Origin of the sequence: Pseudomonas sp. C9-3, assembly GCF_032392015.1 — a bacterium.
GTDB classification, from domain to species: Bacteria; Pseudomonadota; Gammaproteobacteria; order Pseudomonadales; family Pseudomonadaceae; genus Pseudomonas; species Pseudomonas nitroreducens.
On the sequence record NZ_CP135919.1, the window covers coordinates 3,720,307 to 3,740,703 of the forward strand.

Consider the following 20,397-nt stretch of genomic DNA (forward strand, 5'->3'; position numbering starts at 1 on the left):
TACTCAGTTTTTATAGCAGCCGATGGCCATTTGCCCAGCGCCCGCGCGACGCACGGCCCCTGCCGCGCGCCGCAGGGACTTCAACGGACGGTGATGCGCCAGGCGCGGTGGATCTTGCTATTGCGGGCAAAATCCTGGTCCAGCGTCTGGGCGCTGATATCCTCGACCTGATAGCGCGCCGACAGCCCTTCATCCAACTCGAACTTGCGGAAGTTGTTGGAGAAGTACAGCACCCCACCCTTGGCCAGCCGCGCCATGGCCAGGTCGATCAGCTCGACATGGTCACGCTGCACGTCGAATACCCCTTCCATGCGCTTGGAGTTGGAGAAGGTCGGCGGGTCGATGAAGACCAGGTCGTACTCGCCGCGGTCTTCGCGCAGCCATTCCATCACGTCGCTCTGCACCAGGCGCTGCTTGTCGGAGAAGCCGTTGAGCGACAGGTTGCGCCGCGCCCAGTCCAGGTAGGTCTTGGACAGGTCAACACTGGTGGTGCTGCGCGCATCGCCCTTGGCCGCATGCACGGTCGCCGTGGCGGTGTAGCAGAACAGGTTGAGGAAGCGCTTGCCGGCAGCCTCGCGCTGGATGCGCAGACGGATCGGGCGGTGATCGAGGAACAGACCGGTGTCGAGGTAGTCAGTCAGGTTGACCAGCAGCTTCACGCCGCCCTCTTCCACTTCCATGAAACGGCCTTCGGCATTCTGCCGCTCGTACTGCTTCTTACCGGCCTGGCGCTCGCGACGCTTGATCACGATGCGCTCGGTGGGAATACCCAGGGCTTGCGGCAGCGCCGCCAGTGCATCGAGCAGGCGGGTCTGGGCCTTCTCCGGGTCGATGGACTTGGGTGCCGCGTACTCCTGCACGTGCGCCCAGTCACGGTAGAGATCCACAGCCAGGGCGTACTCGGGCATATCGGCGTCATACACCCGGTAGCACTCGATCTTTTCCTTGCGCGCCCACTTGCCCAGCGCCTTGACGTTCTTCTGCAGGCGATTGGCGAACATCTGCCCACCCTCGCTCAGGCGAGCCTGCTCGATCACCGCGGCGCCCTGAACCGGTGACGCTTCGCTACGCTCACCGCGCTCGCCGGTCACGAACTGGCGCGGCTCCACGTCGAGCATGATCAGCTTGCACGGCAATGCGCCGTTGAAGAACGCGTACTGCTTGTGGCTGCGGATACCCATGCGCTTGCCCAGCTCCGGCGCGCCGGTGAACACCCCGGCGCTCCAGCCCAGGCAGCTCTGGCGAAGCCGCTCGCCCAGATGCTGGTAGAGGTACAGCAGGCTGGCCTCATCCCCCAGGCGCTCGCCGTAGGGTGGGTTGCAGATGAGCAGGCCCTTCTGGCCCTTGTCCGGACGCGGCTCGAACGTCGCCAGCTCGCCCTGGTAGATCTTCACCCACTCAGCCAGCCCCGAGCGCTCGATGTTGTTGCGCGCCGGCTGGATCAGGCGAGGATCGGCTTCATAGCCACGAATCCACAGCGGGGTCTTCGCCAGGCCGACGTCGGCGCGCTGCTGGGCCTCGTCGATCAGCTTCTTCCAGATCGCAGGCACATGGCCCAGCCAGTTGCTGAAACCCCAGCGCTCGCGTTTGAGGTTCGGCGCCACATCAGCGGCAATCAGGCCGGCCTCGATGAGGAAGGTACCGACGCCGCACATCGGGTCGGACAGTGCGCCGCCTTCAGCGGCGATCTTCGGCCAACCGGCGCGGATCAGCACCGCTGCGGCGAGGTTTTCCTTCAGCGGCGCGGCGCCTTGCTGCAGGCGATAGCCGCGCTGGTGCAGGCTGTGGCCGGAGAGGTCCAGCGACAGTACCGCCTGGCCACGATCCAGGTGCAGGTGCACGCGGATATCCGGATTGACCTTGTCCACCGTCGGACGCTTGCCGAACTCGGCGCGCAGGTTATCGACGATGGCGTCCTTGACCTTCAGCGCACCGAAGTGGGTGTTGTCGATGCCCGAGCCCTTGCCGCTGAACTCCACGGCCAGGCTGCCATCGGCCTCCAGGTGGTCGCTCCAGGAAACGGCGTTGACGCCCAGGTAGAGGTCTTCGGCATTGCTCACCGGGAAGCGCGACAGCACCAGCAGCACACGGTTGGCCAGGCGCGACCAGAGACACAGACGGTAGGCCGTCTCCAGGTCGCCCTTGCCACGAATGGCCGAAACCTGGGCACGCGCCTCGGTCAGCCCGAGCGCCTGGGCTTCCTCCAGCAACAGGCCATCGAGCCCTTTCGGGCAGGTGAGGAAGAGATCGTGCAAATCCGCCATGCAAATAATTCCCGGGCCGCAGCCCTTTCAGCAAAGCCGCTTACGGCCTTGTCGGCCACCTTTTTATTCGACCAAGGCGACCCGTGTATTCATTTTCAGGGATGGACCGGCGAACCGACCTGCGGCCTCGCGTCGCAGAAAGTCATCCCACTCGTCGGAACGAGAGATGGTCTCAATTAGACACACATTCCTCTTGATCCTCGGCAAGCTCCCGCCCCTGGCGGGTTATGCCGTACTGGCATTTTGCAAACCGGGCGAACCTTATGGCTTGAACCCATAAGAGTTACGTCCTTATGACAAATTGGTCATTCACAGCCCCGGAACCTTTCGATAGAACTCGGGGTAATCCTTCACCGCAATGGTGTCGGGCGGGGCGCGTCACGCCGGCAATGCGCCCCATTTGGCGGAACATTCCGCCCGGCCTCCCTGGGGGGCCAACGGGACATAACAGTCAACAAGTGAGGGCTACACCCTATGAGAAGACTTAAGCGTGATCCGTTGGAAAGAGCCTTTTTGCGCGGTTATCAGCACGGCATTACTGGAAAATCTCGCGACCTCTGTCCGTTTACCCATCCCACTACCCGGCAATCCTGGCTCAACGGCTGGCGTGAGGGCCGCGGTGACAACTGGGATGGTTTGACCGGCGCCGCCGGTATTCAACGAGTGAACCAATTGCAGCACGCAACAGGCTGAATCCAGGGTCACCCACGACTTCCCCAAGCCGCCCCATCCGGGCGGAAAAGGGCGCAAGCCCAAGGGCTCCGAAAGGAGCCCTACTTATTTCTGCTACCTGTCCTTACGCCCGCTTGGCCGCAGCAATAGCGTCCACTGCCTCGCGAATCAGCGCCGGGCCCTTGTAGATGAAGCCGGAATAGATCTGCACCAGGCTCGCCCCCGCAGCGATCTTCTCCGCTGCATGCGCGCCTTCGGTAATACCGCCGGCCGCGATGATCGGCAGGCGGCCACCCAGTTCGCCGGCCAGTACCTTGACGATGTGCGTACTCTTCTCGCGCACCGGAGCGCCCGACAAGCCGCCCGCCTCGTTGCCGAACGGCAGGTGCTCGACACCTTCGCGGCCCAGGGTGGTGTTGGTGGCGATCACCGCATCCATGCCCGACTCGATCAGCGCAGCGGCAACCATCGCGGTTTCCTCGTCGCTCATGTCCGGGGCGATCTTGATCGCCAGGGGCACGCGACGGCCATGCTGCACGGCCAGGTCTTCCTGGCGCTGGCGCAATGCCTCGAGCAGCTGCTTGAGCGAATCGCCGAACTGCAGGCTGCGCAGGCCGGGGGTGTTCGGCGAGCTGACGTTGACCGTGACATAGCTGGCGTGGGCGTAGACCTTGTCCAGGCAGATCAGGTAGTCGTCCACCGCACGCTCGACCGGGGTATCGAAGTTCTTGCCGATGTTGATGCCCAGCACCCCCTTGTACTTCGCCGCCTTGACCCGCTCGATCAGATGATCGACGCCATGGTTGTTGAAGCCCATGCGGTTGATGATCGCGGTGGCTTGCGGCAGGCGGAAGATGCGCGGCTTGGGGTTGCCCGGCTGCGGACGCGGGGTGACGGTGCCGATCTCGACGAAACCGAAGCCCAGCTGGGCGAAGCCATCGATGGCATCGCCGTTCTTGTCCAGGCCGGCAGCCAGCCCCACGGGGTTGGCGAACTCCAGGCCCATCACCTTCACCGGCAGGCTGCTGGGCGCCTGCGTCAGCAGGCCATTGAGGCCCAGGCGGCCACCAGCACCGATCAGGTCGATGGACAATTCATGGGAGGTTTCCGGGGAGAGCTTGAACAGGAGCTCGCGGGCCAGGCTGTACATGGTCGGGCATCGGTCGGCAAAATGGGGCGCTATTATAGCCAGCCTGCCCTCGCTCAGGCGAGGCGACGCAGCGCCAGCAGCCGCCCGGAATCAACGAATTCCAGCTCGAAGCTGCCGTGCACTCCGGAGTGAGTGACGAATGGACGCAGGTGATGAGCAGGCAGGTTGACCTGTCGGCCATCGCGGCTACGTACCTGTACCCGGTTGGCATGCCCGCGATAGAGCGCCTGCAGCCGATCCGCCGACAGAGAAATATCCAGCACAACGCAAGCCATGGAGGCCTCCCGGAAGTGAAGGAAAGAATTTTGCCACAACGCATGCGCCCAACGGCGCCAGGGTTTTCTATGCTTAGGGCAATACGCCGCGCATCCGGCCCGGCGCTTCCTGCACTGACCAATCGGCCATCGGGAGTCTTGCGTCGTCCATGAGTCAACCACCTCGCCCCCGCAGCGTGACCAGTCGGCTGGCTGCCCTTGCCCAACGCCTGGGCATCGGCAACGCCGATGGACGGAACATCGTCGAACGCAGCCGGAGCTTGTCCCTGCCCTTCGAACCGCTACCCGACTGGCCCGCCGGCCTCGGCTGGCAGTCCGGGCCGCCGCTGTACCGGCTGATCGACCTGCCGCGCGGAGCGCTCTCCGGCCCCGTGCAGGAGGACAAGGCGCGCATCCACGCCGTACTCAAGCGCCTGGTAAGCAGCCGCCAAGAGGAACATCCCGCAGTCGACATGCGCAGCATCGACGGCCTGTGCTGCCGTGGCCTCGTCGACAGCCCGCTTGCAGGGCTGGAGGAGCTTTCCAACTGCGAGCAGTGCCGCAAGGTGCGCATCATCAGCTACAACGATTTCACCAAGGTACTGGGCGTCGCCCTGCCCGGTTTCGAGCGCAAGGCGCAACTGCAGTTACGCAGCGCCGGATGGCATGGCGAGCGTCTGTTCTGGGACGACGACAATCACCCCTGCGAACTGGCCAACGCGGTGGTCTATGCCCGCCGCCGCGGGCTGGAGATCGTCCTGCCCGCGCGAATCCAGCGCTTCGCGTTACAGGCTTCTGTCCTGGATGAACTGCAGCGCGACTTCCACATGCTGGCCATGCCGTCGAGGGCCTGGAGCGACGCAGCCTTCATGGAGTTGCTGCTGGAAACCGGCATGCCCTACGCGCGCTTCGGCCTGTTCAACTCGGAAACCCCGGAGAGCCTCCTGCTGCCCAGGGACAATCCGGCGTCGGATGCCTTCGGCCAAGGACTGCAAGAGGCCGGAGCACCGGATGTGATCACGTACCTGCGCGACGTCGGCAACAAAAGCTGACCCTCGGTATCACACCTCAGGTGCGTCCTCGCGGAGCTGGCGCTCTTCTTCGTCCAGGCTTTCCAGCATTGCGTGATGCCTGGCCTGCCACTCTTCGAGACTGAGACCCGCCGTCGCCAACAGCTGAGGGTTGCGCTTCACCAGGTAGACCGCTGCCCGCTGGGCGGAGTCTTCCACCTTCCAGCTCACCTCGGCCGGATCGATCGGTCCTTCATAGGTGATCCAGCGGCTGAAATCCGGGTACACGCTGCAGACCTTCTGGAAGTCCAGGTCCCGCATGCGCTGGTTGCCGTACTCGATGTTCTCCACATCCTTGGCCTTCATGCCGACTGTCTCGGCGAAGGCGCGGCGCGACAGCCCCGTCAGTGAGCGCAGCGCCCGTAGTCTCTCTCCTGCGGTGAACAGGAAACGTTTCTTAATCATGTGTCGTCCATCTCCGAGACTGCGAAGGCCTCGAAAAACACCCCAACTACTAGGATAAATTGGCTATCCAGACCGAGGCGCAAGCCCGTGGATCAAGGGGCATGATGGTGCGGGACACTATATGAAGCAGGGAAGAGGATTCACCCCGGACTTGCACGCGGGTGGCTATTACGTGACGCCGCAGCGCTTTGCACAGCTGATCGGCCTGGGCGACCGCCAAGCCATTGTGCAACGCTGGATCGAGCAAGGAGACCTCCCCTCGCGCTGTATCGGCGGCCAAACCCTGGTGGACCTGGCCGCCCTGCTCCTGATGACCGAGCCGGATCAGTCCTGATCGGCTTCCTGGGCGGCCTGCAACGCCGGCATGGCGGGAATGCCGACTTCCACGCAGAGTGCCATGACGCGCTCCAGATCGTTTCGATACACCAGCACACACTGCAGTTCGGTATCCAGCGGCTCGCTGAAGTCCACCAGCACGTACCCGCCCTTTTCCGGGTACAGCGCACCGAGCTGGGTCTGGATGCGATTCAGCGCCGCCAGCGGCTCGGCCTTGCGCAATTGCTTGGCCTGCAGCACGAAGTTGACGCTGGGGTCGAAGGAGGCGCGGATCTCGCCGAACAGCTCCTCGTAGCTGTCACCCATGAACAGCACGATTTCCGGCAAGCTGCCGACCACGACCCATTCACCCAGGGGGATGGGGAAGCTGTCGTCGTAGTTGATGTCGGCATTGGCTGCGAGGAAGGCGGCAGGATCGGCATAGGCCTGCGAGGCCTCGTCGGCGATCTGCTGGATCTCTTCCTCCGCCAGGCAGCCGGAGCTGATCAGCGTGAGGAGTTCGACGAGTTGCGCTTTCATGAGGGAGTCCTGAAGAGAGATAAACAGCCGGAAAGCATATCTGCATTCGCCCTAAAACACCGCAGGTAGGGAACTTTCCGTCAGACGAAAGCGTCCGAAGTTGCCAGAAACGATACCCACTATCGAACGGGATGATTTCTGCTCACCTCGAGCGGTTGATAGCCTGACAACCATCCCGAACCAGCCTGCGTGTGAAACCATGAACCGTGCCCTCGCCCTTCTCTCCCTGACCCTGCCCCTGTGGCTGGTGGGTTGCGCCAGTCAGCCCGCGCCGCAGCAGGAGCCCTACAGCAACGAACAGGTGAAGTCCTTCGCGCTGAAGATGCTGGGGACCAGCAACATGTCCGATGAGCTGTACGCCAAGTACCGCCGGGCTCTGACCGAGCCGCACGAGGATGGGCGGAGCGGCAGCTGATTTCACGTCGCCCCCTTTTTCTGATTGCCTCTGCGAGGCGCTCCTGCAGGCCAGCCCTGTCGGCCTTGCTTTCTGCTCTTCTGATTGGGAGTGTCTGCGCTGCCTTGGCGTGCGCGCAGGGCCGGTCTCTCCCCTTCGGGTGGCCTGCTTTGCCAAGCCCCGCAACGTAGGCGAAGGCCTCGCCACTCCGTCTGAACTGTTCGCGAGCAAGCTCGCTCCTACAATCCAGCTGAGCAGCGCTCCTGGCAGGAGCGAGCTTGCTTGCGAACATGTCCCGTCTCTGTGCTGGCTGGCCTGTCACTCACGGTAAAAAAAGCCCCGCACTTGGCGGGGCTGGAGCATCAAAAGGTCAATCAGGCTTGAGCATCACACAGGGCACACGCCCTGCTGGTTGCTCTGCGCCAGGTCGAGCAGTTCACGGTTGGCCACGGCGTACATGGCGTAGTCAGTGCTGGTGGAAGCACGCAGCTCGACGAGCATGGCGCGCCAGCGGGCGACCATCGGGGCGTGCTGTTCCAGCCAGAGTGCCACGCGCGCGTCGATTTCCGCCGGGCCGTCCTGCATCTGCAACACGGAGACGGTGATCGCCCGTTGCTGCCAGTCCAGGTCGTCGCGGAAGGCCTCGCGGGCCAGCGCCTGCCAGTTGTTCTCCACCGGCAGGGAGCTGAGCTGCTGCAGGTACCAGGTCAGTTCCAGCTCGCTGCCCAGGGCGAAGTAGGCGCGCGCCACGTCGGCCGGGTCGCGGCCGGTGACGTCGGCCGCTTCGACGATCGGCAGCAGGGTGTAGAGGTGGCTGGTGCCAGCGACCATGCGTGCCAGCAGCTCCGGCACACCGGCGTCGACATAAGCCTGGTAACGCGCCTGCCACAGCTCGCGGGTCGGGCCTTCGAGCAGTTCGTTGAGCTTCAGGCCCAGGGCGGCGATGCGTGGACCGAAATGCGCCACGTCACGGGCGGCATCCTGCTCGTTGCGGCGGCTGCGCAGGAACCATCGCGTCGCGCGACGGCCCAGGCGCATCAGTTCGTCCATCAGGGTCAGCTGCACTTCGGCCGGCACCTGGTAGTCCAGCGCCTCGATCTGGCGGAACCAGTGCGGCAGGTGGAAGACATCGCGCACGATCACGTAGGCACCCGCCACGTTCGCCGGCGTCATGCCGGTGGACTCCTTCAGGCGCTGCACGAAGGTAATACCCATGTGGTTGATCAGGTCGTTGGCGATCTGCGTGCTGACGATCTCGCGCTTCAGGCGGTGCCTGCGCATGGCCGGGCCGAAGGTGTCGACCAGGGTCTGCGGGAAGGCCGTTTCCATGTCGCGGGTCAGGTAGTCGTCATCCGGCACCAGCGAGCCCAGCAGCTGCTCCTTCAGATCGATCTTGCTGTAGGAAATCAGCACGGACAGTTCCGCGCGAGTCAGGCCCTGGCCGGCGGCGATGCGTTCGGCGAGCCCCTCGTCGGTAGGCAGGAATTCCAGCGCGCGGTCGAGCTTGCCACGGCCTTCCAGGTCGCTCATCAGGCGCTTGTACTCGGCGATGCGCTCGCGGGCACGGCGCTCGGCCAGGGACAACGCCTGGGTCTGCTTGTAGTTGTTGCCCAGCACCAGGTCGGACACCTGATCGGTCATTTCCGCCAGCAGCTTGTTGCGCTGCTTGCTGGTCATGTCCCCGGCGGTCACCACCTCGTTGAGCAGGATCTTGATGTTCACCTCGTGGTCGGAGCAATCCACACCACCGGCGTTGTCGATGAAGTCGGTGTTGCACGCGCCGCCATTGAGGCCGAATTCGACCCGCGCCAGTTGCGTCATGCCGAGGTTGCCGCCCTCGCCCACCACTTTCACCCGCAGGTCGCAGCCGTCCACGCGCAGGCCGTCGTTGGCCTTGTCGCCGACGTCGGCATGGGTTTCATCGCTGGATTTCACGTAGGTGCCGATGCCGCCGTTCCACAGCAGGTCCACCGGCGCCTTGAGCAGCGCGTGGATCAGTTCGGTGGGGGTCAGGCGCTCGGCATCGATGTCGAAGCGCGCGCGCACTTCCGGCGTCAGGGTGATGCTCTTGGCGCTGCGCAGGAAGATGCCGCCGCCGGCGGAGATCAGCGAGGCATCGTAGTCAGCCCAGCTGGAGCGCGGCAGGTTGAACAGCCGCTGGCGCTCGGCGAAGCTCGACGCCGGGTCCGGATTGGGATCAAGGAAGATGTGCATATGGTTGAAGGCCGCGACCATCTGCAGCTTGTCCGACATCAGCAAACCGTTGCCGAACACGTCACCAGCCATGTCGCCGATGCCGATGACGGTGACGCTGTCCTTCTGCACATCGATGCCGCGTTCGCGGAAGTGGCGCTGCACCGAGACCCAGCCGCCACGGGCGGTGATGCCCATGCCCTTGTGGTCGTAGCCGGCGGAGCCGCCGGAGGCGAAGGCGTCGCCGAGCCAGAAGTTGTAGTCGGCGGATATGCCGTTGGCGATGTCGGAGAAGGTCGCGGTGCCCTTGTCCGCCGCCACCACCAGGTAGGGATCGTCCGGGTCGTGGCGGACCACGTTGGCCGGCGGCACGACGTTGCCTTCCTTCAGGTTGTCAGTGATGTCCAGCAGGCCGGAGATGAAGATGCGGTAGCAGGCGATGGCCTCGGCCTGGATCTCATCGCGCGAACCACCCAGCGGCAGGCGGCGCGGGATGAAGCCGCCCTTGGCGCCCGTGGGCACGATCACCGCGTTCTTCACCTGCTGCGCCTTCACCAGGCCCAGCACTTCGGTGCGGTAGTCCTCCTCGCGGTCGGACCAGCGCAGTCCGCCACGGGCTACGTCGCCGAAGCGCAGGTGCACGCCTTCCACGCGCGGGCAGTAGACGAAGATTTCGAACTTGGGCGTGGGGCGCGGGATTTCCGGGATGGCCTTGGGGTTGAACTTGAAGCTGAAGTAGCTCTTGTTCTGCCCGGCGGCGTCGGGCTGGTAGAAGTTGGTGCGCAGGGTCGCCTTGATCAGGTCGAGGTAGCGCCGCAGGATGCGGTCCTCGTTGAGCACCTGGACGTTGTCGAGGGCCGCGAGAATCGCCTGCTCCAGCTTCTGCTGCTTGTCTTCCAGGTCCTCGGCGGTGAGCTTGCGGGCCAGGTAGAAACGGGTCTTGAACAGGCGCACCAGTTCGCGGGCGATGTCCACGTGGGCGTTCAGCGCGCTGGCGATGTAGCCCAGGTCGAAGCCCAGGCGAATCTGCTTGAGATAGCGCGCGTAGGCGCGCAGCAGGGCCACGTCGCGCCACGGCAGGCCGGCGGTCAGCACCAGACGGTTGAAGGCGTCGTTCTCCGCATCGCCGTTGACGATGTGGACGAAGGCGTCCTGCAGGGTCTCGTTGAGTTCCTGGATGTTGACGTCCAGGCCCTCGGCGTAGGTGAAGGCGAAGTCGTGGATCCAGTACTCGCGGCCGTTGGTGTGGCGCAGGCGGTAGGGGAATTCGCCGAGCACGCGCAGGCCGAGGTTCTCCAGGATCGGCAGAACGTCCGACAGCGCCAGCGGCGTGTCGGCGTGGTAGAGCTTGCAGTGCAGCTGCTGCTCACCCTGGGCCAACGGCTGGTAGAAACTCATCACCAGCGGGCGGCTGTCGCCCAGGCTGGACAGGTGCTGCAGGTCCACCACGGCGAAATGCGGGGCGAAGCGCTCGCGGTAGCCGGCCGGGAAGCCTTTGGGGAAATCTTCCAGCAGGTTGTTGCCCTGCCCTTCGCCGAAGTTCTCCAGCACCAGCGCGGCGTAGTCGTCCTGCCAGGAGCGGCAGGCCTGGATGGCTTCCTGCTCCAGCTGGGCGGCATCGACGTCGATGCGCACCTTCGGGTCGACGCGCAGGATGAACTGCACGCGGGCCAGGGTGGATTCGGAGAAGAAGGTCCAGAACTCGCAGTCGCTGGCCTTCAGGCGCTCCATCAGCACCTGCTGGATCTTCATCCGCGTTTCGGTGGAATAGATGTCGCGCGGCACGTAGGCCAGGCAGTAGGCGAAACGGCCGTACGGGTCCTTGCGCAGGAACAGGCGGATCTTGTTGCGTTCCTGGATCTGCACGATGGACATGGCGGTGTTGTACAGCTCATCCACCGGGGTCTGGAACAGGTCGTCGCGGGGCAGCACTTCGAGAATCTGCGCCAGTTCCTTGCCCAGGTGCGCCTTGCTGTCGAAGCCGGAGTTCTTCAGGACGGCAGCAACCTTGCCGCGGATGAACGGGATGTCGAACACGCTCTCGGCGTAGACAGCCGAGGTGTACAGGCCGAGGAAGCGGAACTCGCGGACGACCTTACCCTTGGCATCGATCTCGCGGATCGATACGTAGTCCGGGTAGGCCGGGCGGTGCACGCGGCTGGGCTGGGAGGCCTTGGCGAAGGACAGCAGCACCGGCTCGCGCAGGTAGGCCACCGCGTAGTCCTCGATGTGCAGGTCTTCCTTGTTAAGGCCGGCGCGCAGCAGCTTGGTCAGGCCGAGGAAAGCCTTGTCGTCGTACACCAGGTGGCCGCCATCGGCCTCCTCCTGCACGGTGAATTCTTCATAGCCGAGGAAGGTGAAGTGGTTGTCCAGCAGCCATTCGAGGAAGGCCCGCACTTCGGCGGTCTCTTCCGCGCGGGCCTTGACCTTGGACTTGCCCAGCCAGGCCAGCAGCTCCTCGGCCTTGCTGCGCATGGCCGGGAAGTCGGCGACGGCCAGGCGGACTTCGCCGAGCACTTCCAGCAGGGCCTTCTCCAGGGTGCGCAATTCGCCGGTCTGGGAGACGCGGTCGATCTCCAGGTACATCAGCGATTCCTGGTGCACGTCCTTGCCGGTGCTGTTCTTGGGCAGGATCTCCAGCAACTCGCCCTTGGCATTGCGGCGCACGCTGAGCACGTTGGTCTGCAGGGTGTGGATGCTGTAGCCGCGGCGATTCAGCTCCATGCGCACCGAGTCGACCAGGAACGGCTGGTCCGGGTGCAGTACCTGCACGGCGGTGTGGGTCGACTGCCAGCCGTGCTTTTCATAGTCGGGGTTGTACACCGCCACTTCCGGCTGGGCGGGGTTGAAGCGTTCCAACAGGCGCCAGGAAGACAAGGTGCAGCCGACCAGATCGGACAGCCTGCGCTGGGTCAGTTCGTCGAGGGAGATGAAGCCGAAGAACTGCTCGGCGAACAGGGCCACTTGTGGCAGACCCTTGTCGTCGACGTGCTGCGCCAGGGCCGCTTTCAGTTGTTGCTGGAAGTCGGCTTTGCTGGCTGCGGTGAAGAACGCCATGTTGTTACTCCGCTGGGCTCGAATTATTGGATTGAGCGTAGAACGCATATCGTCTTGTGTCGGGCCACAGGTATAGCCGGGCAGTGTGACCCTCGATTGACAGCCCCGACCGGGCGGTCACCGATCCCACCGAGCTTATCGGGACTGGGCCGCCGCTGGCTTACGGGGCTGCGACATATTCGTTCAACGGCATGCAGCCACCACGCTCTGGGGAAACGACAGAATTTGCGGCACGATCGTTCCGCAACTGCCCGAGGAAATATCAAAGCGCTATCATGGCGGTCCCTCGCCTGGAACGGACGCCATGCAACGCCACCCTCCCCTGCGCCGCCCGCTGCTGCGCCACCTGGACAACCTGCTGGTCACCCTGCTGGGCGCGGCGCTGCTCGTGCTGGCCTGGCTGTTCCTCGATGAAGCCGTGCGGCCGCTGCTGATCGGCGCGGTCCCGGTCTATCTCGGCGTGCTGCTGCCGCGCATCGTCGGCCGGGACGAACGCCTGCGCCGGGTGCAGGCTGCGCGGGAACGCTCGGTGGACGAGTGGGGTTTCTGCAGCCGCGACCGCAACGGCCCGTGGATCAACTACATCGATTTCCCGCTGGTCCGCGAAGATCCGCTGTTCAGAGGCCGCTACTTCTATAGCGAATGGCTGGTGGTGCACGACGGGCGCATCGTCATCAATCCCGGCCCCGCCCATGTCGATCTGAACGCCGGCACCGTGAGCTACGACTTCGGCTGCACCCGTACCTATGCCTGGGACGGCTGCTCGCCGAAAGTGCCGTTCTTCTGGATGGCGACCCTTGGCACGCCGGACTGGTGGGAGCACCTGGAAAGCGTGCAGTGCCTGCGCCACGGCCAGCAGCAGGAGCGCGTGATGTTCTGGCCGGTGGCGCACCACGCCAGCCTGGTACATGACGCGCTCTATCAGTTCCTCAATGTCGCCCCGGTGACCAAGGCCGAGGCGGACGAGCTGTTCCACCGCATGCTGCTGGACGCCGGCATGCCGCGCCTGGTCGCCTGGGTCTACCGCTTCGCAGTGGTCCACGGCGGCGCACGCGACATGCGCCGCCAGCTCAACCCCAATACTTCCCTGCGCCTGCTGACCCCGCTGCCCGGCGGCCGGGCAACTCAGGAACCACTAGCGCCGCACAAGGCTCGAAGCGCAGCGCTGCAAGAGTGACGGCCGATGCAGTAAAGTAGGCGGCCCGACAGCCCCACCCTTCGTCCAGGAAATCCACGCGATGGAACATCGTGAGTCGCTCCTTGCACTGCGCCAGTATCTCTCCAGCCAGATCCTCGGCCAGGAAAAGCTCATCGAGCGGCTGCTCATCGCCCTGATCGCCGACGGCCACCTGCTGGTGGAAGGCGCACCGGGCCTGGCCAAGACCAAGGCGATCAAGGACTTGGCCGAAGGCCTGGAGGCCGAGTTCCACCGCATCCAGTTCACCCCCGACCTGCTCCCGGCGGACATCACCGGCACCGAGATCTATCGGCCGGAGAACGGCAGCTTCGTGTTCCAGCAGGGGCCGATCTTCCACCACCTGGTGCTGGCCGACGAAATCAACCGCGCGCCGGCCAAGGTGCAGTCCGCGCTGCTCGAAGCCATGGCCGAGCGCCAGGTCAGCGTGGGCCGCAGCACCTACGACCTGCCACCGCTGTTCCTGGTGATGGCCACGCAGAACCCCATCGAGCAGGAAGGCACCTACCCGCTGCCCGAGGCCCAACTCGACCGCTTCCTGATGCACGTGAAGATCGGCTATCCGGAAGCCTCCGTGGAGCGCCGCATCCTCCAGCAGGCCCGAGGCGAAGCGCTGAATGGCGAAACCAAGCCCGAGCGCCGGGTCACCCAGGAAGCCATCTTCGCCGCACGCCATGAAATCCTTGGCCTGTACATGGCCGACGCCGTGGAGGAATACCTGGTCCAGCTGATCATGGCCACGCGCACCCCGGCCAAGTACGACGCCGAACTGGCCGAATGGCTGTCCTACGGCGCCAGCCCGCGGGGCTCCATCGCGCTGGACCGTTGCGCGCGTGCCCACGCCTGGCTGGCCGGCCGCGATTTCGTCAGCCCCGAGGACATCCAGGCGATGCTCTTCGATGTGCTACGCCACCGCCTGATCCTCACCTTCGAGGCGGAAGCCGCCGGGATCGACCAGGACCGCGTGGTCCAGCGCATCCTCGACGTAGTCGCCGTCGCCTGACATGCACAATGTCCTGGCGCCTGGCGTCGCGATTTCCCTTGGCGAGCTGATCGAGATCCGCCACCGCCTGCACGAAGTCCAGCTGTTTTCCACGCCCTCGCGGCGCAGCCCGTTGATCGGCCTGCACCACTCGCGCCTGCGCGGCCGTGGCGTGGACTTCGACCAGGTGCGCGTGTACCAGGCCGGCGACGACGTGCGCACCATCGACTGGCGCGTCACCGCGCGCACCCAGGAGCCGCACACCAAGCTGTTCCATGAAGAGCGCGAGCGCCCGGTGTACGTCCTGGTGGAACAGAGCGCGCGGATGTTCTTCGGCTCCGGGCAGTCGTTCAAGTCCGTGCTCGCCGCCCGTGCCGCGGCCTTCGTCGGCTGGGCCGCGCTGGCACACAACGACCGCATCGGCGGGCTGGTGTTCACCGACAGCGAATGCCACGAGATCAAGCCGCGGCGCAGCAAACAGAGCCTGCTGCAGTTGTTCAACCTGATCGTGCGCGCCAACAACGCCCTGCTCGCCGGCTCCAACCTCAGCCACACCGGCGACGGTTTCGGCATGGCCCTGCGCCGCGCCCGCGAGGTGCTGCGTCCCGGCAGCCTGATCATGGTGATGTGCGACGAGCGCGCGCTCAGCGACGTGGCCGAGCAGCAATTGTCCCTGCTGGCGCGGCACACCGACCTGGTGATGCTGCCGGTATCCGACCCGCTCGACCACGCCCTGCCCGCTGCCGGATTGCTGAGGTTCGCCGAGGGCCAGGCACAACTGGAACTGGACACCCACATCGACGAGCAGCGCCTGGCCTACCGCGCTCTCGGCGAGGCCCGCCGCGAGCGCTGGCAGCGCCTTGCACTGCGCCTTGGCGTGCCGCTGCTGCCGCTGACCACCCAGGAAGAACTGGTGGAGCAGCTGCGCAACCTGCTGGAACAGCATCAGCCGGGTTATGCCAAATGAATCCCCTCGACCAACTGCAACCGCTGATCGAACCGGCGACGGTGCCCTGGTGGCCCCCGGCACCGGGCTGGTGGCTGCTCGCCGCGCTGCTGCCGCTTCTGCTCTGGCTGCTGTGGCGCAATCGCCAGCGCTGGCTGCCCAGGCGCAAGGCCAAGGTGGTCACGGAAGCCCCGCTGGACCCGCTGCGCGAAGCCGCCCTGGAAGAACTCAAGCGCCTGCCGCGCCCCTATGACCGCGCGCCGGCCGGGCCCTGGCTGCAATCGCTCAATGGCCTGCTCAAACGCCTGTCGCGCGCCCGCTGGCCGGACAGCCACAGCCATACCCTGAGCGGCCGTGCCTGGCTGGCCTTCCTCGACACCCGTTGCCCGGCCGCCGGCCTGACCCGCTGGATGATCCTGGTGGAAGGCGGCTACCGCGCCGAGTGCAAGCTGGACGACAAGGCCATCGACGGCCTTGCCGCCGCCGTGGAAACCTGGGTGCGCAAGCATGTTTGAGCTCGCCTGGCCGTGGGTATTCCTGCTCGCCCCGCTGCCCTGGGTGATGCGCTTCATCCTGCCGCCGGCCGACAATGGCGAGGCGGCGCTCAAGGTCAGCTTCCTCAAGGAACTCGAAGGGCTCGCCGGCCGCCGTGCCCGCGCGCGCTTGCCGGCCTGGCGCCAGCAGGCGCCCTTCGCCCTGCTCTGGCTCTGCCTGCTGCTGGCCGCGGCGCGCCCGCAGTGGGTCGGCGAGCCACTGCCGATCCCCGCCACCGGCCGCGACCTGCTGGTAGCGGTGGATGTCTCCGGCTCCATGGACTACGCCGACATGACCTGGGACGGCGCGGAAGTCAGCCGCCTGCACGCCGTGCAGAAACTGTTCGGTGATTTCATCGAAGGTCGTCGGGGTGACCGCGTCGGGCTGATCCTGTTCGGCACTCGCGCCTACCTGCAGGCGCCGCTGACCTTCGACCGCCACACCGTGCGCATCTGGCTGGACGAAGCGCTGATCGGCATCGCCGGCAAGGACACCGCCCTGGGCGACTCCATCGGCCTGGCGGTCAAGCGCCTGCGCCAGCGCCCGACCGAAAGCCGCGTGCTGGTGCTGATCACCGATGGCGCCAACACCGCCGGCGAGATATCCCCGCAGACCGCCGCACGCCTGGCCGCCGAGGAGCACGTGAAGGTCTACACCATCGGCATCGGCGCCGATCCCAAGCAGGGCGGCGTCGCCGGACTGTTCGGCCTCAACCCGGGGTTGGACCTGGACGAGCCGGCGCTCAAGGCCATCGCCGAAAGCACCGGCGGCGAGTACTTCCGCGCACGCAACGGCGAAGAGTTGCAGCGCATCTCCGACAGCCTCGACCGACTCGAGCCGGTGGAACAGAAGCCAACCCAGGCGCGCCCGGCCATTGCGCTGTACCGCTGGCCGCTGCTGCTGGCACTGCTGATCAGCGCAGCGCTGGTGGTGGGCACGCTTTGGCCGCCCGAGGACTGGCGCTGGCCGGCCTGGATGGCGCGCCTGCAGAAGGAGCGCCGGCCATGAGCAACCTTTGGCCGCACCTGCTGCACCCGCTGTGGCTGATCCTGCTGCTGCCGCTCGGCTGGCTGCTGTGGAAGCTCTGGCACCGTGAGCGCCGCGCCGGCCGCTGGCAGCTGCTGCTGCCCCAGGCCTTCCACCCCTGGCTGCTGGCCGGCGGAAACGGCCGTCATGAACGCCGCCCGTGGATCTACCTGGGCATCGCCTGGCTGCTGGCGGTGCTTGCCCTGCTCGGCCCGAGCTGGCAGCAGGTGGAGCAACCGACCATGGAGCGCAGCGACCCGCTGGTGGTGGTGCTGGAACTCACACCGCAGATGCTCGCCACCGACCTCAAGCCGACACGCCTGGAACAGGCCCGGCGCAAGCTGCTCGACCTCCTGCAGGCACGCAGCGACGCGCAGACCGCCATCGTCGTCTACGCCGGCAGCGCCCACACGCTGGTGCCGCTGTCCAATGACCTGGGCACCGCACGCAACCTGCTCGACGCCCTCAAACCCTCGATCATGCCCGAGCCCGGCCAGCGCGCCGACCTTGCCGTCGCCCAGGCGCGACGCCTGCTCGACAACGGCGCCGAGGGCAACGGCCGGATCCTGCTGCTCACCAGTGCACTGGACGCCCGCGAACGCCAGGGCATTCGCCAGGCGCTCAAGGGCAAGGGCAAGGACCTGCTACTGCTCGCCGTAGGCACGCCCGGCGGCGCACCCATCGCCCAGGAAGACGGCACCTTCCTCAAGGACGACCAGGGCAACATCCTGGTGCCACGCCTGGACGAGAATGGGTTGCGCGTCTTCGCCACCGACATGGGCGGCCGCTTCCAGCGCCTGCGCGCCAGCAGCGGCGACCTGCGCTCCCTCGGCCTGCTGGATAACACCCAGGGGCTGCAGGTCAGCGAGGAAGATGCACTGCTACGCCTGCAGCGCTGGGCCGACCAGGGCTACTGGCTGCTGTTGCCACTGCTCCTGCTCGCCGCCTGTGCCGGGCGGCGCGGCTGGCTGTTCAGCCTGCCGCTGTTGCTGCCGCTGCTCTGGGCGCCGCCGCAGGACGCCAACGCCTTCGAGTTGAACGATCTCTGGTTGCGCCCCGACCAGCAGGGCCAGCGCCTGCTCGACGCCGGCAAGCCGGCCGAGGCGGCCGAGCGCTTCGCTGACTTCCGCTGGAAGGGGCTCGCCCTGTATCGAGCCGGCGATTATGTCGACGCCGCCCAGGCCTTCGCCCAGGGTGACGAGGCCGCCGACCACTACAACCGCGGCAACGCCCTGGCGAAACAGAACGAGCTGGAAGCCGCGATCGACGCCTACGACCAGGCACTTGAACGCAACCCCGACCTGGAGGCCGCCAAGCGCAACAAAGCCCTCCTCGAAGACCTCTTGCGCCAACGCAAGGACAATCCGCCCGGCGACGGCACCGACCAGCCTCCCGAAGAAAACCACGACGCCGGGCAGAGCAGCGATCCCCAGGCCGCCCAGCCTCAGGATCAGCAGCACGAGGAAGACAACGCCAGCGAGCGTGACTCGCAACCGGCACCCGCGGCGAAGAACCCATCGCAGGAAGCCGACAAACCCACCGCCAGCCAGGCCGACAAGCCCGACGGCGACGTTCGCGAAGATCAGGAAACCAACCCGGAAGATGCCGGTCCACTGGGAGACGAGCGCCGTCAGGCCCTGGAACAGTGGCTGCGGCAGATTCCCGACGATCCGTCCGAACTGTTGCGTCGCAAGTTCTGGTACCAGCAACAGCAGCAGCGCCAGGAACCCAACCCATGAAAAGGCTGATCTGCCTGACCCTGCTCTGCCTCGCCGCCTTCCGCGCCGAGGCCAGCTTTACCGCCAGCGTCGACCGTGCGCGCCTGAACCAGGGCGAGAGCGTCGAGCTGACGCTGGAGTCCGATGACCCGACGCTGTTCGGCAAGCCCGACCTGAAACCGCTGGACGAGCACTTCGTGGTCCTGGGCACCCGCCAGGTCAACCGCCTCACCACGCTCAACGGCAAGGCCCAGGCCACCACGCGCTGGATCATCACCCTGCAGCCACGCAGCGAAGGCAAGGTGGAAATCCCGCCGATCCACCTGGGCGGCAACGCCAGCGAGCCGATCAGCCTCGATGTGCTCAAGGCCGAAGACAGCGCCGAGGGACAGAAGCTCGCGCCGGTGTTCATCGACGCCAGCGTCGACCGCGAGGAAAGCTGGGTGCAGGCCCAGGTCATCCTCACCCTGCGCATCTACCACTCGGTGTCGTTGTACGACGACAGCAGCCTCAGCCCGCTGCGCATGAACGACGCCCGCGTCGAGCAACTGGGCGAGCCACGCACCTACGAGAAGGACATCAACGGCGTTCGCCATGGCGTGATCGAAGTGCGCTACGCGATCTTCCCGCAGAAGAGCGGCACCCTGGAGATCCCCGGCCAGACCTTCAAGGCCACTCAGGTTGCCCAGCGCCGCAACGACGATGACTACAACCCGTTCGGCCCGCAGCCGGGCAAGCAGGTGCTGGTCACCTCGCCGAGCATCCCGTTGCAGATCGACCCCAAGACCGCGGACTACCCGAAGGACGCACCCTGGCTGCCGGCACGCTCGCTCAGCCTGAGCGAGACCTGGAGCCCGCAGCCCGAGGAAGCCAAGGCCGGCGAATCGCTGACCCGCAACATCATGCTGCGCGTGGAAGGCCTGTCCGGCGCCCAGTTGCCGCCGCTGCCGGTCACCCTGCCCGAAGGCCTGCGCCATTACCCGGACCAGCCGCAGCTGGCCAACGAAAGCAGTGACCAGGGCATGATCGGCAGCCGCGAGGAACGCGAAGCGCTGATCGCCGACAAGGCCGGCCCGGTCGAGCTGCCGCCGGTGGAGGTGGTCTGGTGGAATACCCAGGAGCGCCGGGTCGAGCGCACCAGCCTGCCGGCGCGCACGCTGCAAGTCGCCGCCAATGCGCAACTGGAAGAACACACCGAGGCCCCCGCTGCCCCCAGCGAAGCAGCAGTCAGCGACACGCTGCTCTGGCCCTGGCAGCTCGCCTGCGCGCTGCTCAGCCTGACCACCCTGCTCGGTTTCGCCCTGTGGTGGCGCGCCCGCAGCCAGCCGGCGGTCATTCGCGTGGCGCAGGCCGGCCCGAACACCCGCACCCTGCTGGACGAACTGCGCCGCGCCTGCCAGGCCAACGACTCGCATGCCACCCGCCAGGCGCTGGATGCCTGGGCCCGGCAGCAGCCGGAAACCCTGGCCGACATGGCAGCGCGCTTCGTGCCGTTGTCCGATGCGCTGGATGGCCTCAACGGCGCGCTCTACAGCGACAGCGAAGGCGGCCGCAACTGGCAGGGCGAAGACCTCTGGCGCGCCATCCGCACCCTGCCCGGTGCCGACCCGGACGCACCGCCGGCGCCGGAGGCCAGCAGCCTGCCGCCGCTCTATCCGCGCTGACGGCTATGCTGGTGGCAT

Annotated in this window: 17 protein-coding genes; 11 read left to right on the plus strand and 6 right to left on the minus strand. The window is 66.0% G+C overall.

Going from position 1 to position 20,397, the window contains the following annotated elements; all coding sequences use genetic code 11:
* Positions 1-80 precede the first annotated feature (80 nt).
* On the minus strand, positions 81-2,264 hold the full coding sequence (gene rlmKL, locus RS899_RS16825) for a bifunctional 23S rRNA (guanine(2069)-N(7))-methyltransferase RlmK/23S rRNA (guanine(2445)-N(2))-methyltransferase RlmL (RefSeq protein WP_315807636.1): 2,184 nt from the start codon (positions 2,262-2,264) through the stop codon (positions 81-83).
* A gap of 474 nt (positions 2,265-2,738) precedes the next feature.
* On the opposite strand from rlmKL, the gene rmf reads away from it, so the two are divergent.
* Positions 2,739-2,957 carry a ribosome modulation factor gene (gene rmf / locus RS899_RS16830; RefSeq protein ID WP_081519407.1) on the plus strand — a complete coding sequence of 73 codons (219 nt, stop codon included), beginning with the start codon at positions 2,739-2,741 and terminating at the stop codon, positions 2,955-2,957.
* 103 nt (positions 2,958-3,060) lie between these two features.
* Here rmf and RS899_RS16835 read toward each other — a convergent pair whose 3' ends face one another.
* Together RS899_RS16835 and RS899_RS16840 are read right to left on the minus strand one after the other, a co-directional pair.
* Positions 3,061-4,086: a quinone-dependent dihydroorotate dehydrogenase gene (locus tag RS899_RS16835; RefSeq protein ID WP_233299472.1), complete on the minus strand. Its 1,026-nt coding sequence runs from the start codon at positions 4,084-4,086 to the stop codon at positions 3,061-3,063.
* 53 nt (positions 4,087-4,139) lie between these two features.
* Positions 4,140-4,361, minus strand: coding sequence for a DUF2835 domain-containing protein (locus RS899_RS16840; RefSeq protein WP_315807637.1), 222 nt, complete (start codon positions 4,359-4,361; stop codon positions 4,140-4,142).
* 149 nt (positions 4,362-4,510) lie between these two features.
* On the opposite strand from RS899_RS16840, the gene RS899_RS16845 reads away from it, so the two are divergent.
* A complete protein-coding gene (locus tag RS899_RS16845) occupies positions 4,511-5,392 on the plus strand; it encodes a DUF6685 family protein (RefSeq protein WP_315807638.1) in 882 nt (293 codons plus the stop codon).
* Between the two features lie 9 nt (positions 5,393-5,401).
* Here RS899_RS16845 and RS899_RS16850 read toward each other — a convergent pair whose 3' ends face one another.
* Positions 5,402-5,815, minus strand: coding sequence for a helix-turn-helix domain-containing protein (locus RS899_RS16850; protein WP_233299474.1), 414 nt, complete (start codon positions 5,813-5,815; stop codon positions 5,402-5,404).
* A gap of 121 nt (positions 5,816-5,936) precedes the next feature.
* Here RS899_RS16850 and RS899_RS16855 point away from each other — a divergent pair, with 121 nt between their 5' ends.
* Positions 5,937-6,149, plus strand: coding sequence for a helix-turn-helix domain-containing protein (locus RS899_RS16855; protein WP_054909203.1), 213 nt, complete (start codon positions 5,937-5,939; stop codon positions 6,147-6,149).
* Here the strand turns inward: RS899_RS16855 and RS899_RS16860 are convergent.
* Positions 6,140-6,670: a hypothetical protein gene (locus tag RS899_RS16860; protein WP_054909202.1), complete on the minus strand. Its 531-nt coding sequence runs from the start codon at positions 6,668-6,670 to the stop codon at positions 6,140-6,142. The two genes, RS899_RS16855 and RS899_RS16860, sit on opposite strands and share 10 nt — an antisense overlap.
* Before the next feature lie 199 nt (positions 6,671-6,869).
* Here RS899_RS16860 and RS899_RS16865 point away from each other — a divergent pair, with 199 nt between their 5' ends.
* The gene (locus RS899_RS16865) at positions 6,870-7,085 is read left to right on the plus strand and encodes a hypothetical protein (RefSeq protein WP_054909201.1); all 216 of its coding nucleotides are present in this window, start codon (positions 6,870-6,872) and stop codon (positions 7,083-7,085) included.
* 366 nt (positions 7,086-7,451) lie between these two features.
* Here the strand turns inward: RS899_RS16865 and RS899_RS16870 are convergent, their stop codons facing one another.
* Positions 7,452-12,314 (minus strand): NAD-glutamate dehydrogenase, encoded by a 4,863-nt coding sequence (locus RS899_RS16870; protein ID WP_315807639.1) that lies wholly within the window; start codon positions 12,312-12,314, stop codon positions 7,452-7,454.
* Positions 12,315-12,618: 304 nt separating this feature from the next.
* On the opposite strand from RS899_RS16870, the gene RS899_RS16875 reads away from it, so the two are divergent.
* The 7 genes from RS899_RS16875 (at position 12,619) to RS899_RS16905 (ending at position 20,379) form a co-directional block, all read left to right on the plus strand.
* Positions 12,619-13,491 carry a DUF1353 domain-containing protein gene (locus RS899_RS16875; RefSeq protein ID WP_054909199.1) on the plus strand — a complete coding sequence of 291 codons (873 nt, stop codon included), beginning with the start codon at positions 12,619-12,621 and terminating at the stop codon, positions 13,489-13,491.
* A gap of 61 nt (positions 13,492-13,552) precedes the next feature.
* The gene (locus RS899_RS16880) at positions 13,553-14,512 is read left to right on the plus strand and encodes an AAA family ATPase (protein WP_038803712.1); all 960 of its coding nucleotides are present in this window, start codon (positions 13,553-13,555) and stop codon (positions 14,510-14,512) included.
* Position 14,513: 1 nt separating this feature from the next.
* Positions 14,514-15,458, plus strand: coding sequence for a DUF58 domain-containing protein (locus RS899_RS16885; RefSeq protein WP_054909198.1), 945 nt, complete (start codon positions 14,514-14,516; stop codon positions 15,456-15,458).
* Positions 15,455-15,952, plus strand: coding sequence for a DUF4381 domain-containing protein (locus RS899_RS16890; protein WP_169939782.1), 498 nt, complete (start codon positions 15,455-15,457; stop codon positions 15,950-15,952). The genes RS899_RS16885 and RS899_RS16890 overlap by 4 nt, the downstream gene beginning before the upstream one ends.
* Positions 15,945-16,979, plus strand: coding sequence for a VWA domain-containing protein (locus RS899_RS16895; protein ID WP_315807640.1), 1,035 nt, complete (start codon positions 15,945-15,947; stop codon positions 16,977-16,979). Before RS899_RS16890 ends, RS899_RS16895 begins: the two co-directional genes overlap by 8 nt.
* Positions 16,976-18,736, plus strand: a complete 1,761-nt coding sequence (locus RS899_RS16900) for a vWA domain-containing protein (protein WP_315807641.1) — start codon at positions 16,976-16,978, stop codon at positions 18,734-18,736. Before RS899_RS16895 ends, RS899_RS16900 begins: the two co-directional genes overlap by 4 nt.
* Positions 18,733-20,379, plus strand: coding sequence for a BatD family protein (locus RS899_RS16905; protein WP_315807642.1), 1,647 nt, complete (start codon positions 18,733-18,735; stop codon positions 20,377-20,379). Before RS899_RS16900 ends, RS899_RS16905 begins: the two co-directional genes overlap by 4 nt.
* Positions 20,380-20,397 lie beyond the last annotated feature (18 nt).

Coding starts and splice junctions, on each gene's coding strand:
- RS899_RS16885 (WP_054909198.1), top strand. CDS start 14,514: ATGCACAATGTCCTGGCGCCTGGCGTCGCGATTTCCCTTGGCGAGCTG.
- RS899_RS16870 (WP_315807639.1), bottom strand. CDS start 12,314: ATGGCGTTCTTCACCGCAGCCAGCAAAGCCGACTTCCAGCAACAACTG.
- RS899_RS16855 (WP_054909203.1), top strand. CDS start 5,937: ATGAAGCAGGGAAGAGGATTCACCCCGGACTTGCACGCGGGTGGCTAT.
- rmf (WP_081519407.1), top strand. CDS start 2,739: ATGAGAAGACTTAAGCGTGATCCGTTGGAAAGAGCCTTTTTGCGCGGT.
- RS899_RS16850 (WP_233299474.1), bottom strand. CDS start 5,815: ATGATTAAGAAACGTTTCCTGTTCACCGCAGGAGAGAGACTACGGGCG.
- RS899_RS16840 (WP_315807637.1), bottom strand. CDS start 4,361: ATGGCTTGCGTTGTGCTGGATATTTCTCTGTCGGCGGATCGGCTGCAG.
- RS899_RS16860 (WP_054909202.1), bottom strand. CDS start 6,670: ATGAAAGCGCAACTCGTCGAACTCCTCACGCTGATCAGCTCCGGCTGC.
- RS899_RS16895 (WP_315807640.1), top strand. CDS start 15,945: ATGTTTGAGCTCGCCTGGCCGTGGGTATTCCTGCTCGCCCCGCTGCCC.
- RS899_RS16865 (WP_054909201.1), top strand. CDS start 6,870: ATGAACCGTGCCCTCGCCCTTCTCTCCCTGACCCTGCCCCTGTGGCTG.
- RS899_RS16835 (WP_233299472.1), bottom strand. CDS start 4,086: ATGTACAGCCTGGCCCGCGAGCTCCTGTTCAAGCTCTCCCCGGAAACC.
- rlmKL (WP_315807636.1), bottom strand. CDS start 2,264: ATGGCGGATTTGCACGATCTCTTCCTCACCTGCCCGAAAGGGCTCGAT.
- RS899_RS16875 (WP_054909199.1), top strand. CDS start 12,619: ATGCAACGCCACCCTCCCCTGCGCCGCCCGCTGCTGCGCCACCTGGAC.
- RS899_RS16900 (WP_315807641.1), top strand. CDS start 16,976: ATGAGCAACCTTTGGCCGCACCTGCTGCACCCGCTGTGGCTGATCCTG.
- RS899_RS16890 (WP_169939782.1), top strand. CDS start 15,455: ATGAATCCCCTCGACCAACTGCAACCGCTGATCGAACCGGCGACGGTG.
- RS899_RS16880 (WP_038803712.1), top strand. CDS start 13,553: ATGGAACATCGTGAGTCGCTCCTTGCACTGCGCCAGTATCTCTCCAGC.
- RS899_RS16905 (WP_315807642.1), top strand. CDS start 18,733: ATGAAAAGGCTGATCTGCCTGACCCTGCTCTGCCTCGCCGCCTTCCGC.
- RS899_RS16845 (WP_315807638.1), top strand. CDS start 4,511: ATGAGTCAACCACCTCGCCCCCGCAGCGTGACCAGTCGGCTGGCTGCC.